We start from the raw sequence: 15,376 nt of genomic DNA on the forward strand, positions 1-15,376 counted from the left end.
CCTGAACCACTCTGCAAACGATGTATAGACAAAGTGCGCCAATTGAATGGCGTCAGGAGTGACTCGGAAATCCAATACCTAGCTCAGACAGATACTTATAGTCGTTTACGAGACGATCACAGCTTTCATCACTAAAGTAATAAAAGTCCAGTCGCTGACTGTAGAATGGTTCTACGCCAACCGACCAGGCCTTGCCATTGCTGTTTGACCAGTCCCGGAGCATGCTGTTAAGTTTACGAGAATTAGCCTGTCCACTGATATTCTCTATAGCAATCTGACGAACCTGATCGTGCCCTTCAAAGTTCCTGTACTCCAATATTTTCTTCCGCAACTCTCTGACAGACTTCACCAGCGCGCCAGTCCTTTCATTGATGAGACTCTTTGTACCGATATGTGCCTTGCGAAACATGAGAACAGGCGTGCCAGACATCAAAGACTCCGCAACAGCAATAAACGAGCCTTCGCGGTAAGACATTGCGCAAAACATTTTTGCCCTTCGAAAATATCGCCTCAGTTCCTCCTGGCTAGGATCCTCGACAATTGTTACCTGACCTAATACTCCGTATTCCGCTGCCTCCTGGCGGATGCTCTCGGCTGTTCGGGAACCCAAAGGAACGCCAACACATGTTACCCGAATATCCTCGGGCAACTCCTTTAATGCCTTGAATAACAGCCAGTGCCTTTTGAAACTGGCGAAGTTGGCAACCATCAGGCAATCAATATCTCTTTCTTGAGCCGGCCTTTCAAAAAAATCAGAATTAACCCAACTGGCTGCGTTAAACGGAAGCGAATGGCAATTACTACCAAGCGTCGTAACCAACTCTCGCTCATGACTATGAACTGGCAAGACGAAAACAGGTTCTTGGCCTGCAGCAGCGACTAATCTGAATAATTCTTTAGAGTACAGACCACTCCAAGAAGGGATAAAAACCAGATGATAGCGAGCAAGAACGTCATCAATACGACCGGAGTCGAGCAACTTCGCCAACTGGTTCTCGAACGAAACCAACAATATGCCCTTTTCAGACTCCGAGATAAAGGGCTTCAATACCGCGCAGTAACTAAGCGATACTGGTTTCGCTTCCTTAACAGACCGATTGACTGAGCAGGCAATATCCAGCGCTTCAGATAGCTGACGTTTATGGCGGCGGTTCCCAGGAAAGTAACCTAAAGTGCCCGCAAGCTGATTAAGCCTGAAACTACCTCCCGCCCGCGAAACGCTAGCAACACGACTCCAGATCATACGAACCAGAAATAGCCAACCGGCGAGATCTGATTCGCGAGCGAGGTTAAACAACTCCCGCTTTAATTTATTTATCATTTCAAGTTCTCCTGAACGAATATGCGTCGAAAGGCGGGAAGATTACAACTCAGTTTACCTACAAATTAATAAAATTACGTCGCGAAGGGCAATCGAAACTTTCACACAACGCAAAGCGTTCCTGGCTTGGTCTACCATTTTCATCAAATACGTAAAGATAAAGGTAAAATGTACGATCCTATACCCAAAAGTCTACAGAGAGCTAAGTTGGATTCTCGTTCCAGCCGACTAAACGCTGTATTTCATAGTAACTAAGAGCTTCATAATTCTGTACGTCACTGATAACAATCCACTGAATAGTATTATTCATATAAATTTCTGATAAATATATGTTCTGAAGCGTTTCTTGGTCTGCGTTATTTCCTATCGACGCAATCGAGTCTAGGAAAACTATGAATAAATCTCAAAATCAGGAATAACACGGCCACTGTCAACCGCATAGAATTCAGTGGCGCCATGGATCAGACCATCTTCTCCGAAGTCCAGTACCAGACCAAGAAACGCAAAACCCGCTGCAAGATTTTTTTTGGAACGGATGGACAAGCTGATCCCCGGGAAACAGGTCGGGTAAAAGGTAGCCCACCATTAACCGCTGCCTACGATGCTCCGCGTTCACTGCATGCAGTTGTGCTGATACCTCAGCGACCCGGCTATGGAAGATGCCCCGTAAGAGATCGTATCTATGCGTAAGTCCGCCGACCGGAACTTGGACCGGTTGCCGTGCGAAGCCACGCCCCTCAAGTTCCGTCATTTCCTAGAGCGCCGCGGGGTTGGATACACTCGCCTACCATACTCTAATCAATTAATTTCAATGCTTTCAATTGGGCTAGGCGGAACGTTTTTGGCCCCAATTAATACGCCCTTCTGATTGAAATGACCAAGTTTATCAAAAATATAAATATAATAATTGTCATTACTATCCAAAGCACCAAGATACTTTTCAAAAACTACTTCAGTATCAGTCCAGCGAGTTGTTCTTTGAACTTCGCAAGTACCTTTGCCTTGACGATAAAGAGTGTAATCACTAACGTTACAAATTTTTACGCGATGCAAAGATTTATCTAAGTATATATCGTCAACCTCAACGGAAAAGGGAACGGACATAAAGTCATTAATCCCCAAAAGAGCAATTGTTAGCCCTGAACTATCATCAAAATTGACATTTAAAATTTCTTGCTCCCATTTATCATCAGACCTTACGAAAGTTTGGCCGTTCATGTATACCGCTAGCCGCGGAGGAATCGTTCCTTCACTATTTCCCAAGCTAATCTCAACTTCAACCAGATTCCATCGTCCGGGTTCTGCAGAGACGCTCCCGTACTCATTAGACCACAACGACAATCCATGACCGGCCCAGCTGATATTACCTAAAGCGAAGCCATACCCTTTTCCGCTTGAGTCACTCCAGAATCTTGCATACTTGCCCCTAGGCGGTATATATCCAAAATCATCAAACTTATTATTCGATGGCGATGACGGGAATATGGTAGATGCACCTGACTCCAAGCCAACTATTTGCTGGCCTAGCATGTCGCGCGTGCTGACACCTTCGGGCGGCTCAAAAAACAGCCAGCCGTATTCTTGATTACCTAAGTCGGACTTGTAGCGTATGATTTTTCCTGTACCGTCGAGTCCTGATATCTTTATACCCTCCCCATAACTGCCATCACCTCCGTCTATAAACCGGTATGACTCTCGAGAACCCGGAATAGCATAGTAACGAGCCATGTCGTACGGGAGTTTTATCCAAAATGAAGCATACATACTGCGGGAACTGTAATTTATAGTTTCTCCCCCACTCGCCATCGGCCATCCGAGGTAATTATCACCACCTTTACCGAAATAATGAGCAACGCCGTTGGATGTCCGGTGTGCTTTCGACTTAACTACCAACATCCCCGTATTGTCATCGTTAGGAAGTGAAGGCTTCGCCCAAATCGTATTCGGATCTGAGTCCTGTCTTTGCACCACCTGGCCATCTTTAAACTGGGACTGATGAAAATTTGGTTTACCGTTCTCCCAAGTGACATCAACATGATCGTAGAGAACCGGGTTGCCATCTGTTTTCTCAGTGAAGCCCGCCCCTTGAACCCTGACGCGAAAGACGTCATCTGATACTCTCTCAGCTACAACTGAACCGATACTTGGCGCCGCGTAGACGGCAGTTCCAAGGCATCCAAGAGAAATTACAGTTAGCCCAGCAACTAGAGCACTCACACGTTTTGATACCGAACTAGCCATTTCGAATCCTCCTATCGTGGTTGAATAATTATAGTAGAGGCTCATTGCTTTAGTCCGGAAGCTTTATCACAATTATCTATAGTCAAAAATTCTTTATATAGAACCATACTAATGATGAATAAGACTCATCAGATCATCTTTCTTGGACTGCCAATCTTTATCAATCTCTTTTCTTCGCTCCACTATATTACTTTTCATGACATCCAAAGAAGACAATGCTTCGTTTATACCGCCCAAGATATCCAATCTAGAATTATTTACATAAATTATTCCTGGACCTCCAAAGTAGGACTTGAGGGTTTTGGTATTGCTTAGTATTAACGGCTTATTTAGCGATAAAGCTTCGTAAGCACCACAATTCAAAATTAGATCTTTGTCAGTAAGAACAACCACCAAATCCGACTCACAAAGCAACGTTTCATAAACCGAATTTGGAACAAATCCTGTGAAAATTATGTCATGTCTTTTGAACTCAATTACCTCAGATTCAGAAAACTTTTTTTTGTAGTTTCCGGTAAGATAAACGCTAACCGAATCTAAGCTTTTCGCCGCTTCTAGCATCTCATTTATTGGCTCATCATCATCAAATGTAGTAACAAAAAGAACCTTTTTTTTCTCGGCGACATCAACTTCAAACTTTTCAGAGCAAGCCTTACATTCGATCCTTGGAATTCGGTCCGGTAAAATGGCAACGCTTCTCGCTAATGATGAAATATAATCTTTTGCGTAGTCATTTGTCACTATTGTAATATCTGCATTAGACAACGAGTAGTTGCTCAAGTAGTGAAAAATTCTCCATTTAAGGCTTCCATCATCCAATTTATCAATCTTAAAATTTGAATGCCTATCAACAATTGCTTTATAGCGAAAGAATTTTTTCATTAAAACAACAACATAGGCAAGCATTACCGACGGGTTCTGACAAAAAACATTATCAGGCCTCTTTCGAGCGATCAGATATAATGTAAGAACAGTTGAATAAATATATTTTGCCAATCGGTTTTTTGGAGATTTTACAAAGATATATTCTGCATCAAAAGACTCTGCCAACTCTCGTGAGCGCCGATGATCTTCCCAAGTTATCCATATATTCTTCATTATTTGTATCAACTCATAAATTATTGCTTAAAATAAAATCATTGTAATCTTAATATAAAAATCTAAGATTTTATCTCTTGTACAAAGTAGGTGAATTTTTCTCGCCCAGCTTTGGTATTATCGCATGAAACGACGATATTCAAATCTTGCTGTAATTCGAGTTTGGTTATTAGCTCTGAACTTATCCAGCTTCTAAAATGCCTCACTCCAAGCGATGGCTGTTCAGATAGATAAAAATAAAACGAGTTATATTCCTTTTGCCTGATTGTAAATCTAAAACAATCATTGAAATTCCGCATATAAGAGTCAAGGACTCTTCCAAATACGACAGCGTGAAATTTTTGCTTCGGATTGATATAAGCAAACTGCTGAGCTGTACGTCCACGCAGCTCTTCGATCGAGCACATCGAACCCAACTCACTACAATCAGCCTTGGCAAGGCTAACTGCATCTCCCAGCTGATAACGAACGATACTTTGAGATTTGCGAGAGACATCCGTGATCAACACCGTGTCTTCTTCTTCCTCAACCCAAAGCCAGGGATTTACCAAGTGCAAATGTCCTCTTGAGCATTCAAAGGCGATGACATCAAACTCGGTGGACCCATATTCCTCAAAAACCGGAGCTCCAAACACCTCTGCGATAAACTTCTTCTGTGCGGGCAGGATCGACTCCGCCGTGCAGATCACGGCTTTTACGCCCCTTGGCTTAAGTCCCTTCTTTTGCGCAATCTGCGCGGCCTCAAGGATGAGCGACGTATATCCATACAGATACTCAGGGCTCCACTTGACCAGTTTTTCAACCGTTTCTTCAGCACCATCCTCCGCCGGGTAGAACACCTTACGGTTCAACAAAAAATCGCGGATCTTTGCCGTTAGGGAATTGGCTGCCCTACCCCATACTCGCGCTTCTCTCTGACCAAGTTTCAGACCGTGCTTGCTATAGCAATACGCCCTGATGGCAAGCATCTGCGCCAGCTCAGTTCTGGACAGAGAAATATGTGTTGGCTCTCCGGTAGTGCCCGCCGTGTGCCGGGAAAAACTCGATGCCACAGTGCTGCTGGCAGCGGACATTGCTCTGAGATCAGCCTTGCTCATTGGCGGTCTATCCGGCAATTCCGACAGAGAATGCACTGCCACACCCTGGGCATCTTTAGGCTGATTCTTGTTGAGTATACAAGACAGCCGCTGCAGTCTTTCGTTTGGCTCTAATCCCCAAAGCTCCTCTACTTCAGCCTGAAACCTGGCAACAGGAAGCCGCAGAACCAGGTAGGTTAAGCGCGCCAAGACATACCGAAAAAAGAACAAAGCCTTCAAGATGCCACCACCCCGTTATATACGCGCAGATACTGTTCGGCCATTGATCTTGCAGACAACTCTCCGGAGACTTTATGAAAAGCGTGCTCAGTTTTCCGATGAGTGGCCTCTGTCTCGTTGAGCACGAGTTCTATGGCATCAACCAACTCTGAAGCAGGATCCGTTACCAGAACGCCGCTATCCCCTTCATCCAGAACAAACGGGATCTCGCCAACATCGGTAGATACAACGGGCAGGCGGACAGCCATCGCTTCGAGCAAGGTGATCGGCAAGCCCTCGGTAGACGAGGAAATAACCAATGCAGACGAGCGCGCCATCAAAGCAGGCACATTGTCGCAATACCCGGGCAAGCAGACATCGCCGCCAAGACCGAGACGCGCAACCTGGTCTTCCAGATCCTTACGCAGCATTCCATCGCCAACAATCAGCAACCCAGCTTTAGGAGCAGATTGTTTGATCTTACGGAAGCTATCAATAAGATGACTGAAGCCCTTTTCGTTGGATAGACGACCAACCCCCAGAATCACCGGCTCATGGGTGCTAAAAAACTCTTCCAGCGCCTCTGGCAAGGGTTCAGTTGCCTTGCGCTGAGTGTCGTCTACCGCCAGTCCGTTTCTTATTGTCGTGAGGCGACGGGGACGAATCAGTCCCGTTGATAGTTCCTTCTTCATCGCCGCGCCAACCATGATCACTCCATCCAACCGACTGATCGCCAGTCGATCAAGCAATTCATATACCCACATCCTGGAAAAGCGAGGCGCGTGAACATACCCGTGCAAGGTACTCACAACCGGAACCTTCCGACTAAGCCGACCAAAGAGAGACATCAGAATATTGAACTTGTACCCGTGGGAATGCACCAGGTCGACACCCCAATGCTCGGCCCACTCACAGATTTTCCGAGTTTCCGAGTAGTTCAAGCCCGGAGTCATTCGCCAAACTACAAGCGGCAATCCCAGTTTCTCAGCCTCGATCTCAAGCGGCTTTTGGTGAATCCCCTGCTCGCCGGCACTGAGAATCATGGGCTCCAGCCCCTGCTTGATTTGCTCTGCTACCAGAGCCAACAGCATTCGCTCTGCGCCATACAGGCCGCCACTATCAATCAGGTGCAATACCTTCAACTGGAACGCTCCCTGGCCGCGAGGCTCTCCATTCCGGATGGATTACCCGCCTTCGGTGAGCGTCCAGTCTTTGCTCCCACTACCTCATAGCGGTGCTTTAATCGCAGGAATCGTTTTTCGAGGAAATGGTAAGACGCTGAGGCAAGCAAACCACTGAGAATCACGCCATGGCGTGCCGAAAAGAACAGCGTGCCTACCCCTGAGTGAGCCAGCACCACGGCCATGACGGCAACCATTCGAAATCCATCAAGCCCGGGGAGTTTTTTCTCCTCCAGCAAGGCTTCCAGGTTGGGCAATGCCATTATCCCTTCCTTGGGTTCCAGACAACCTTCTTCTCGCCCTTGGCGAAGGCGACAAATGCCTTAAAGGACGCAAGGTTTAACAACACGAAGTAGTAAGGCAGGGCATACACGCTAGAAAGCGATTGCCCCCGGCTCTCTTTTTGATAGCCCGCCCACGCGAAATAGAGAAACAGGCCGTACCCTATCGCGGCTAACGCATACAACCCTTTCACCGGCGCCAGGTAAAGGGCAGCAATCGCAAGGGTTATCATGGGTGCAAAGGCCGCGTAGCGCAGCAGCTTGTGGGAGATAAGCTGCCAGGCAAACACTGGATCGTTGGCCGGGCTCATGAGCTGTTTCATGTCTTTGAGCGCCCACAGTGCACGCAGGCTTACCCGCACCCGCATGCTGAATTCACTGCCCCCATCGCTTAACGCTTCTTCCTTAAGCAGCGCCCCAGGTTCATAAACAACGCGGTACCCCTGTTCAACCACTTTGAGTGGCTGAACAAAATCCGGCAACTGATCGGCATTCAGCTCGGAGTGCAGTTCTTTACGCATGGCGTCAATGCCACCGTCTACGCCTACCACAGAGCCTACCAGAGTCTCCTGTGCCCTGAGCCAGTTCTCATACTTCATGTAAGCGCTGCAGCCGTCGCCAATCAGGGCGCCCTCCGGGTTCACATAGACCATTTTTCCGGTTACGTATCCCACCGCTGGGTCGTTGAAGTTACTCACCAGTGCTTTCAGGGCTTGTTGATCCCATTCGGAGTTGGCATCCGAGAACGCCAGGATCTCCCCTTCCGCATGCTGTTTGAGCATGTTGAGCCCCGCGGTTTTGCCCTGACGGGGTACCTGACGAAACAGTTTGACCGGGAAAGGCGCATCAGCAGCAACAGCCTGGACAATCTCGTCGGTTCCGTCCTCCGACTCATCGGAAACCACCAGGATTTCCAATTGCTCCCTGGGATAGTCCAACGCCAGCTTATTCCTGAGTGTAGCCTCAATGTCTTTGGCCTCGTTGTAGGCGGCGATAAGAATCGAGACTTTCGGCTGGTAAGCGCCGCTTTTGTTTACGGGCAAGGGTCGTGCGGATGCCAGCAGTCTGATACAGACGGGATAGCCGAAGTAGATGTAAGCCAACAACAGGAAAGATATCCAGAATACTGCGACCATCATGCCATCCCTGCCACAGAGCTGGAACCTAGGGTGTTCGATGAGGGCTCAAGAACCCCTTCGCTTTCCAGAACCTGGCTCATGGTGGTAAACCGGAAATCAGACAACAATCTGGCCAATCTCTGTTCACACACATCCAGATTGTTGTAATGACGGAAGCGGGAGAACCACTTTACATCCAGGCGCGGCTGGTCCGGATCTACTTCCCAGGGGTGAAGGTAGAACACAAAAGGCCGTCCCTGCCGGTTGATGGAGCCCAGTCCGTATCGACTGAACCAGTACGGGAAAAGCCGGAAATATCCACCACCAGCAATTGGAAGGGTGTAGCCCGGCAACTTGAACGTGCTTAGCGGAAACTCCGCCAGCTCATATCCTTTATCGGTGGTCAGCCGATGGGGCCAGCGTGGCGTGCCGGGCATGCCATAGCGGTCGTGATGCACTGGAAAGATGGACGAATCCCAGGTAAACCCCTGCTCGGCAAGGATATCCAGCGCCCAACGCGATTGATTGGTGATGGAATAGCTGGCCGCACGATACCCTGTTACCGGCGCACCGAGAATGTCCTCAAGAATAACCTTCGATCGCCGGGTTTCTTCTTTGAAAACTTCCGGCGTCTGGTTATAGATCAACTGATGACTGTAACCATGGCTGGCAACTTCATGGCCTTGAGCCGCAATCCGTTTCACCAGCTCTGGAGAACGCTCAGCGACCCACCCAAGGGTAAAAAAGGTCGCTTTTACACCTGCCCTCTCGAATAACGCGAGAATGCGATCTGTATTCGCTTCAACCCGATACTCCATGGAGGACCAGTCGTCGTAGCGAACGGCCTCTGCCAACGCAGCTACCTGAAAGTAGTCTTCCACATCAATTGTCAGGGCGTTCTGTATCGGTTCTTTCATGGCCATAGCCTCACACTTCCTGTGTTGATCAGCGCAGTCGGTATTCCAGACCAACCAACACCCAGTTCTCATCGTATTCCCGGCTGGAAATATCGCTGGACTTGGTGTCGTGCCCTACCCTGGCCAACAAACTCAAATCCCTGGTTGCCTGGTGCTCAGCGCCGATCACAAGCCGGGCAACTTCGTCCTGGGTGTCGTCGCGTTCATAACTCAGGTGGTCGAAGCCCAGCGCCAGGTATCCGGTGGTCAGTTCCGAAAACTGGCGAGAATAGCGGGCATTAATGCCGGCTTTGTCTTCTTTCTCGTCGCTTTCCAGGTAATCCGAGCGATAAGCATAGAGGTCAAGATTCAGTGAGGAGGCGTCGGAAAACTGCTTGTTGATGCCGGTCGACAAAACGCTGTTTTCAACGGTGATGCTTTCGCGGAGGTTGAACTCGAACTCTCCGAAACGAAGGTCAAGCGTGGACGTGCGGTCTGTCAGCTCCCTTGAGGCATTCAGGTACCATTCGGTACTCGGATTGATTTGCCGGGTAAGGTTTATCTGGCCTACCAGCCCATCGCTCGACTGGTTGGTATTGGCGTAATCCGTTTCGATTTCACTCACGCCAACAGAACCGGAAAGAGACGTGGTCGCCCAACGGTTCTCGAAGGTAACCTGGGCACTATTCACATCCACTTCTGCGCCATAGTCGAACTCGGTTTGACTGTGGGAAATACTCAGGCCCCCGGTGAATGTGGAACTGAACAGGTGGTTCCAGGCGATAGAACCGGTATAGCGTTCGCTGTCCGTTTCCTCCGGTTCGTCGTACTCGGTGTTGGCGTAGCGGGCAGAAAGATTGAGCCAGTTGGTGTCATTCAGACGCCAGAGGTATCTGGGGCCAGTGCTGAACACGTTTTTTCGGGTTCGGTTGTCCGGTGTGTCACTCTGGCGAGTGTCCTGGTTCACTTCCCTAAGGTTGTTGTCCACTTCCCAGTAAAGCTGGTTGGCGAGCTCGCAATCGCCCTGGAAGTCCATTTCCGCGAAGCTCTCGCTGTCAAAGCTATCGTCCTGCCACCAGGAATACCCCAGAGTGCCCAGGAAATCAGCGTTGCAGCGTCCGGGATCTGTCTGGTAACCGGCGGTCAGGTAGGCACGGGTCTCGAAATCGCTGTCTTCATTCGTATCTGCCTTGCGGGCATTGTCGGTGAAGCGGCTGTCCAGCCCGAACGTGACCTCACTTTGCGCAAACACGGGGAACGAGCAGGCACCAGCCAGTAACATTACTGGTATTGCCGTTATTGCAACGGGTGTCCCTACCCTCTGCCGATCAGCCATTGATCACCGCTCCTACAAACTTGTCCGGATTGAAAGCCGTCGCAGCTTGTTCGGCCATCGCCGCAGTGATCTTGCCGTGAGGTACCACCAGCATGGCGTAATCGCAGAGTTCGGTCAGAATGCGGGCATCCGGAGATTCGGATATCGGCGCCGTGTCCAGCACGATGAAACGGTCTGGATAGCGACGACGGATTGCCTGCAGGAATTGCTTCATCCGGAAGGAGGTAAAAAACTCGGCCGGTGTTTCACGGCGACTGCCCGCCGGAATCAGCCTCAGCCTGGGAATACCGGTCGGATAGAGAATCCTGGAAATGTCGTAGTCCGGGTCATCCAGAAAGTCGGTCAGGCCTGTCTCGGGCATCACATCCAGTGTGGAGTGCAAAGACGGTTCGCGCAGGTTGCAGTCGATGATCAAAGCCGTCTTGGCCTGATCAAAGGCAAAGGCTGCAGCAAGATTCAGGGCTACAAACGAGGAACCGGCGCCAGAGCTGGCACCGCTCACGACCAGAGTGAAGTTATTGCCTCCGGAAACCTCCAGCAGCTTGGTTCTCAGATCCCGGAAACGGTTGACCAGCGCGCGGTTGCGGGACTCGGGATAGATAATCCGACGCTCGTCGAGGTCGTCGTGCGTGAGCCTTCTGGGCTCCTGCATACGCACGATCTGCTTACTGATAACGTATTTATCAACCGCGCCGGGCCCCAGTTCCAGAGAGCTTGGCACCAGCATGCGGGAGTCTTCGTCATCCCGGAAATCCAGCTCTTGTTTCAAACGCTCCTTGCGCTTCAGCCAAAAGGAATGCTCTTCACTGCCCGCCGGGCTGCTGCCGGTTGTCTCATTGCCAGAATCCTGGGATTCCTCGGGATCAAATCCGGACCGATCATTTCGTTGTTCTGGCATCAGATCACTCCCATTTGAGCTAGCACAACGATGGTCACATACACTGTTACCGTGAGCACCGCGAAAATCCCGATCAGTAACGTAACCTTTCGATCCCGTCGCTTTTCGTAGGGTGTTCGTACCTCCGGAATCTCAACAAGAACCGGCAAACCAATGTCGTCTTCCAACTGCTTCCTGGCACGAATCCGGGGATCTACCTGTAACAGACCCGCAACCGCTCCAAAGGGTGCCGCCAGCCCCAGGAACAATCCAGCCGCAGCAAACATGGAGAACTGGGGGCCAGAGGGCGTGCGCGGGAATTGAGCGGTTTCATTAATGCGGTAGTTGAGCCCCTGCCCTTCAATGTCGAGATGCATGGAGACCCGCGCTTTTTCCCGGCGTTTGAGCAGGTCATCGTAAATCTCACGGTTCACTTCCATGTCGCGGGTGAGCTCAGAGTACTGGGCTTTGTTGGCCTGGATGCGCTCCATGCGCTTTGCTTGCTGTTCCAGCAGACGGGAGAGCGAAGTAATTCTTGTATCCACGGTGGCCATATCCGCCCGCGTGGTAGAGAGGTTTGCCCGCAGTTCCTGGTAGAGCGGGTTAACAGCTTCTTCGCCCTCAAGTGAACTCACGTCCGTCGGCCGTTCTGCCGCCTGGTCTCGTTGTTTGCGCAGTTCCGCCAGCTGTTCCCGGAGTATCACGATATCCGGGTAGGTATCGTGGTATTGCAGCCGCAGACTATCCAGGCGCTCTTCCAGGATCCGGATCCGCTCTCTGTAGGCATCCTCAGTTCGGCCTTGCGTGATCGTGGGCCGGATGCCTCCGAGCTGGCTCTGAAGGGAAGCCGCACGGGTTTCAAGTTCTTTTTTCTCGAGTTCGGCCAGTTCCAGCTGATTACGAAGCTGCGCCATGCGGGCATTGGCTTCCTGCTCCGTTCCATCGGTGTTTTCAGAGAGGAACTCCTTGAGCCGGTTCTCAGCCTGGGCCAGTTGCTGCTCGTAGCTTTTGACCTGTTTGTCGATGAAATCGTAGGCGTTGCGGCTTTCGGCCCGCTTACGGTCTTTGGTTTCTTCTATAAAGACCTGCCCCAGTTTCTGGGCAACGCGGAATGCTTCCATCTGGGAAGTGGACGAGAAGCCAATACTGAAATAACTGTCGCCCCGGGGCCTGACCGACAAACCCGAGCGAATGTTCGCAATCCGGTACTCAAGTGCCGCCGGGTCAGAGGGCGCATCCGGATAAATTTCAGGATCCAAAGCCACTTTCTCGATCAGGCTCCGGCTCATCAGCAATTCTTTTGCAGCCGAGGTACGGTCGTTAATCTCCGTGGCCACGGCGCGCCCTTCCATCAACGGCGCAATGATGTTGCGGTCGTCTACGAAGATGATGGTCTCAGACTGATACTTATAGGGCCATACAAAGCCTGCTCCAAGCACAGCAAAACTGACAATCACAAACGCAAGAAACGCGAGGCCCTTCCGGCCCCGGACCTCGCGAATGATCTCCTGCGGTAACTGGGATAACGGTAATGCCATAACCTAACCCGCCTTCAGACCTTTTAGCTCTGCAACCACTCAGAAACTGCGCTCTGGAATGGTAAGAATGTCACCCGGCCGCATGCCGTAGTTGGTTTCAACCCGGCCTTTGTTAAGGATGTCGTCCAGTTTTACGGGAATGGCAACCACCTCGCCCTCAAGCTTCCGATACAGCATGGCGTTGTTTAGCGCGGCAAACTCATTCGCACCACCGGCATTCAGGAAGATATCCAGAACCGTCATGCCGCTCTGGTGAGGCACTGAAATGGGCTGGCGAACCGCACCGGTTACCCGCACCCGGTCTGTGAATTCATGGCTGCCCATGGAGGTCACAACCACACTCACCTGTGGCTCACGAATGTACTCAGTCAGGGACGTACGAATGGAGCTGGCCAACTCTTCGGGCGTGCGGCCACTGGCCTGAACATCCCCTACCAGCGGCACGGAAATCTTGCCGTCAGGCCGAACCGGAACGGAGATGCTGAGATCCTCGTTGCGCCACACAGAAACCCGTACGACATCGGTTGCGCCCAGTATGTACTGGTCCACGCTATCCCGGGTATCAACGGCCAATGCACGCTGGATCTGTTCTGAAGAGGAAGCGGAAGGGCCGGCACAACCCGTTGCCAAAGCTACCGCCATGAGGGACACAATAAGCCCTTGGATGAGATACTTCCGTGACATCTTTATTCCTCTCTTGTGAGGTCCGTGCTTTATTCCATGTTCCGGGAACAGCTGACTCCCGAAACTACCTTGATCCTTTTTTGAACAATACCACTTCTACTGTCTGAATTATAATCAACAGATCAAGAAGTAAACTCTGGTTCTTGATGTAGTAGAGGTCGTAGCGCAGCTTTTCCCGGGTGTCCTCTTCGTTGTCCGCATAGGCGAAACACAATTGGGCCCAACCGGTCAGCCCGGGCTTTACCCGGTGCCTTTCTGCATAAAACGGAATCTTTTCAGACAGCTGTTCAACGAACACCGGCCGTTCTGGCCTCGGCCCGACAAAGGCCATGGTGCCATTCAGTACATTAAAGATCTGTGGCAGTTCATCAATCCGCACCTTACGGATAAATTCGCCAACCCGTGTCACCCGGGTATCGTTCTTCCTGGCCCAGACCGCGCCGTTCTTTTCCGCGTCGGTAATCATGGACCGAAACTTGTGCACCTTGAACACCTGGTTGTTCAGACCTACCCGTTCCTGGCTGTAAATCACCGGAGCTTTTAATCCGTCTTCCAGTTTGATGGCGATGGCGGTGAGAACCATGATCGGGAACGTAGCCAGCAGGAGCGTACCAGAGGCCAGAACGTCCAGCGCCCGCTTGCCGACGCCATACACCGAAGAAACCGTGAATCCGTCAGAGAACACCAGCCAGCCGCGGGTGATCATTTCCAGAGCCACCTTACGGGATTCACGCTCGTAGAAGTTAGCACCGTCGATAATGTGCACACCTTCCATTTTGCATTCCAGAAGGTCTTCCATCGGCAAGCCCCGACGGCGGTCGTCCACCGCAACCACAATCTCCCTTACCGGGTGTCGAAGTACGTAGTCATGCAAGGAGGTTGGAAGGTTAATGAGGTACTGCTCATCCACTTCCACCGTGTCATCCGGCATGGGAACGAAGCCGTCCAGTGAAAATCCTTTGCGGTTGAAAGGAGTGGTCAGGTCCTCGAACATCTGTTTTGCCCGGCGGCCGGCACCCAGCACCAGAACCCGGCGCTTGAAGCGGTCCTTGCCTACTACAGCAAAGAACACCACTCTGGCAATCCCCAGCGAAAATATCGCCAGCACAGTCGCCGATGTCAGTAACCCGAAGCTGCCCAGATACCAGAGCCAGTCATCGGCCACGAAATAGGCAAAGCCGTGCAGCGGTATGGCGAGAATCATGGCCATGATGGTGCGTAGCATCATGCCGGACATGCCTTCTTCCACACGGGACTGGTGCACGCCCAGAGCGATCATGACGATCAGATTGAACAACGCAAAGATCGTGATGGAAGGGAGGACAAAAACCAGATTATCGAGGAAGAATTCGAGCTCGCCGAAGAAGCGGAAAAACACCGCCAGTGCGAACGCAAGGCCCATGACGATCAGATCGATCAGGCCGAGAATAACAAAAGGTAAGTGTATATAGTGTCTGAACAACCTGACGTGGGCCACGTCGACTCCTTGTGCGGTTCACACTGCCTGTAC

14 protein-coding genes are annotated in these 15,376 nt (G+C 50.7%); all 14 read right to left on the bottom strand.

Going from position 1 to position 15,376, the window contains the following annotated elements; all coding sequences use genetic code 11:
• Positions 1-52: 52 nt before the first annotated feature.
• Complete coding sequence (locus tag ACSSVV_RS01105; protein ID WP_454105408.1) at positions 53-1,321, bottom strand: glycosyltransferase; 1,269 nt, start codon at positions 1,319-1,321, stop codon at positions 53-55.
• 390 nt (positions 1,322-1,711) lie between these two features.
• A complete protein-coding gene (locus tag ACSSVV_RS01110) occupies positions 1,712-1,864 on the bottom strand; it encodes a hypothetical protein (protein ID WP_454105409.1) in 153 nt (50 codons plus the stop codon).
• Between the two features lie 255 nt (positions 1,865-2,119).
• Positions 2,120-3,607: a hypothetical protein gene (locus ACSSVV_RS01115; RefSeq protein ID WP_454105410.1), complete on the bottom strand. Its 1,488-nt coding sequence runs from the start codon at positions 3,605-3,607 to the stop codon at positions 2,120-2,122.
• 63 nt (positions 3,608-3,670) lie between these two features.
• Entirely contained in the window at positions 3,671-4,660 is a 990-nt protein-coding gene (locus ACSSVV_RS01120) for a glycosyltransferase family protein (protein ID WP_426373971.1), read from the bottom strand.
• Between the two features lie 62 nt (positions 4,661-4,722).
• Positions 4,723-5,757, bottom strand: coding sequence for a CoF synthetase (locus ACSSVV_RS01125; RefSeq protein ID WP_454105411.1), 1,035 nt, complete (start codon positions 5,755-5,757; stop codon positions 4,723-4,725).
• A gap of 215 nt (positions 5,758-5,972) precedes the next feature.
• Positions 5,973-7,097, bottom strand: a complete 1,125-nt coding sequence (locus ACSSVV_RS01130) for a glycosyltransferase (protein WP_454105412.1) — start codon at positions 7,095-7,097, stop codon at positions 5,973-5,975.
• Entirely contained in the window at positions 7,094-7,399 is a 306-nt protein-coding gene (locus ACSSVV_RS01135; protein WP_454105413.1) for a hypothetical protein, read from the bottom strand. Before ACSSVV_RS01135 ends, ACSSVV_RS01130 begins: the two co-directional genes overlap by 4 nt.
• On the bottom strand, positions 7,399-8,556 hold the full coding sequence (locus ACSSVV_RS01140; RefSeq protein ID WP_454105414.1) for a glycosyltransferase family 2 protein: 1,158 nt from the start codon (positions 8,554-8,556) through the stop codon (positions 7,399-7,401). Before ACSSVV_RS01140 ends, ACSSVV_RS01135 begins: the two co-directional genes overlap by 1 nt.
• The gene (locus ACSSVV_RS01145; protein ID WP_454105536.1) at positions 8,553-9,452 is read right to left on the bottom strand and encodes an XrtA system polysaccharide deacetylase; all 900 of its coding nucleotides are present in this window, start codon (positions 9,450-9,452) and stop codon (positions 8,553-8,555) included. Before ACSSVV_RS01145 ends, ACSSVV_RS01140 begins: the two co-directional genes overlap by 4 nt.
• Before the next feature lie 28 nt (positions 9,453-9,480).
• Positions 9,481-10,767, bottom strand: coding sequence for an outer membrane beta-barrel protein (locus tag ACSSVV_RS01150; RefSeq protein ID WP_011785140.1), 1,287 nt, complete (start codon positions 10,765-10,767; stop codon positions 9,481-9,483).
• Entirely contained in the window at positions 10,760-11,665 is a 906-nt protein-coding gene (locus ACSSVV_RS01155; protein WP_454105415.1) for a polysaccharide biosynthesis protein, read from the bottom strand. The genes ACSSVV_RS01150 and ACSSVV_RS01155 overlap by 8 nt, the downstream gene beginning before the upstream one ends.
• Entirely contained in the window at positions 11,665-13,182 is a 1,518-nt protein-coding gene (locus tag ACSSVV_RS01160) for an XrtA system polysaccharide chain length determinant (protein ID WP_454105416.1), read from the bottom strand. Before ACSSVV_RS01160 ends, ACSSVV_RS01155 begins: the two co-directional genes overlap by 1 nt.
• A gap of 39 nt (positions 13,183-13,221) precedes the next feature.
• Positions 13,222-13,866 carry an XrtA/PEP-CTERM system exopolysaccharide export protein gene (locus ACSSVV_RS01165; RefSeq protein ID WP_023010390.1) on the bottom strand — a complete coding sequence of 215 codons (645 nt, stop codon included), beginning with the start codon at positions 13,864-13,866 and terminating at the stop codon, positions 13,222-13,224.
• A 64-nt stretch (positions 13,867-13,930) separates the two neighbouring features.
• On the bottom strand, positions 13,931-15,343 hold the full coding sequence (locus tag ACSSVV_RS01170) for a TIGR03013 family XrtA/PEP-CTERM system glycosyltransferase (protein ID WP_278800691.1): 1,413 nt from the start codon (positions 15,341-15,343) through the stop codon (positions 13,931-13,933).
• Positions 15,344-15,376 lie beyond the last annotated feature (33 nt).

The sequence above is a fragment of the Marinobacter sp. MBR-105 genome (assembly GCF_053628895.1).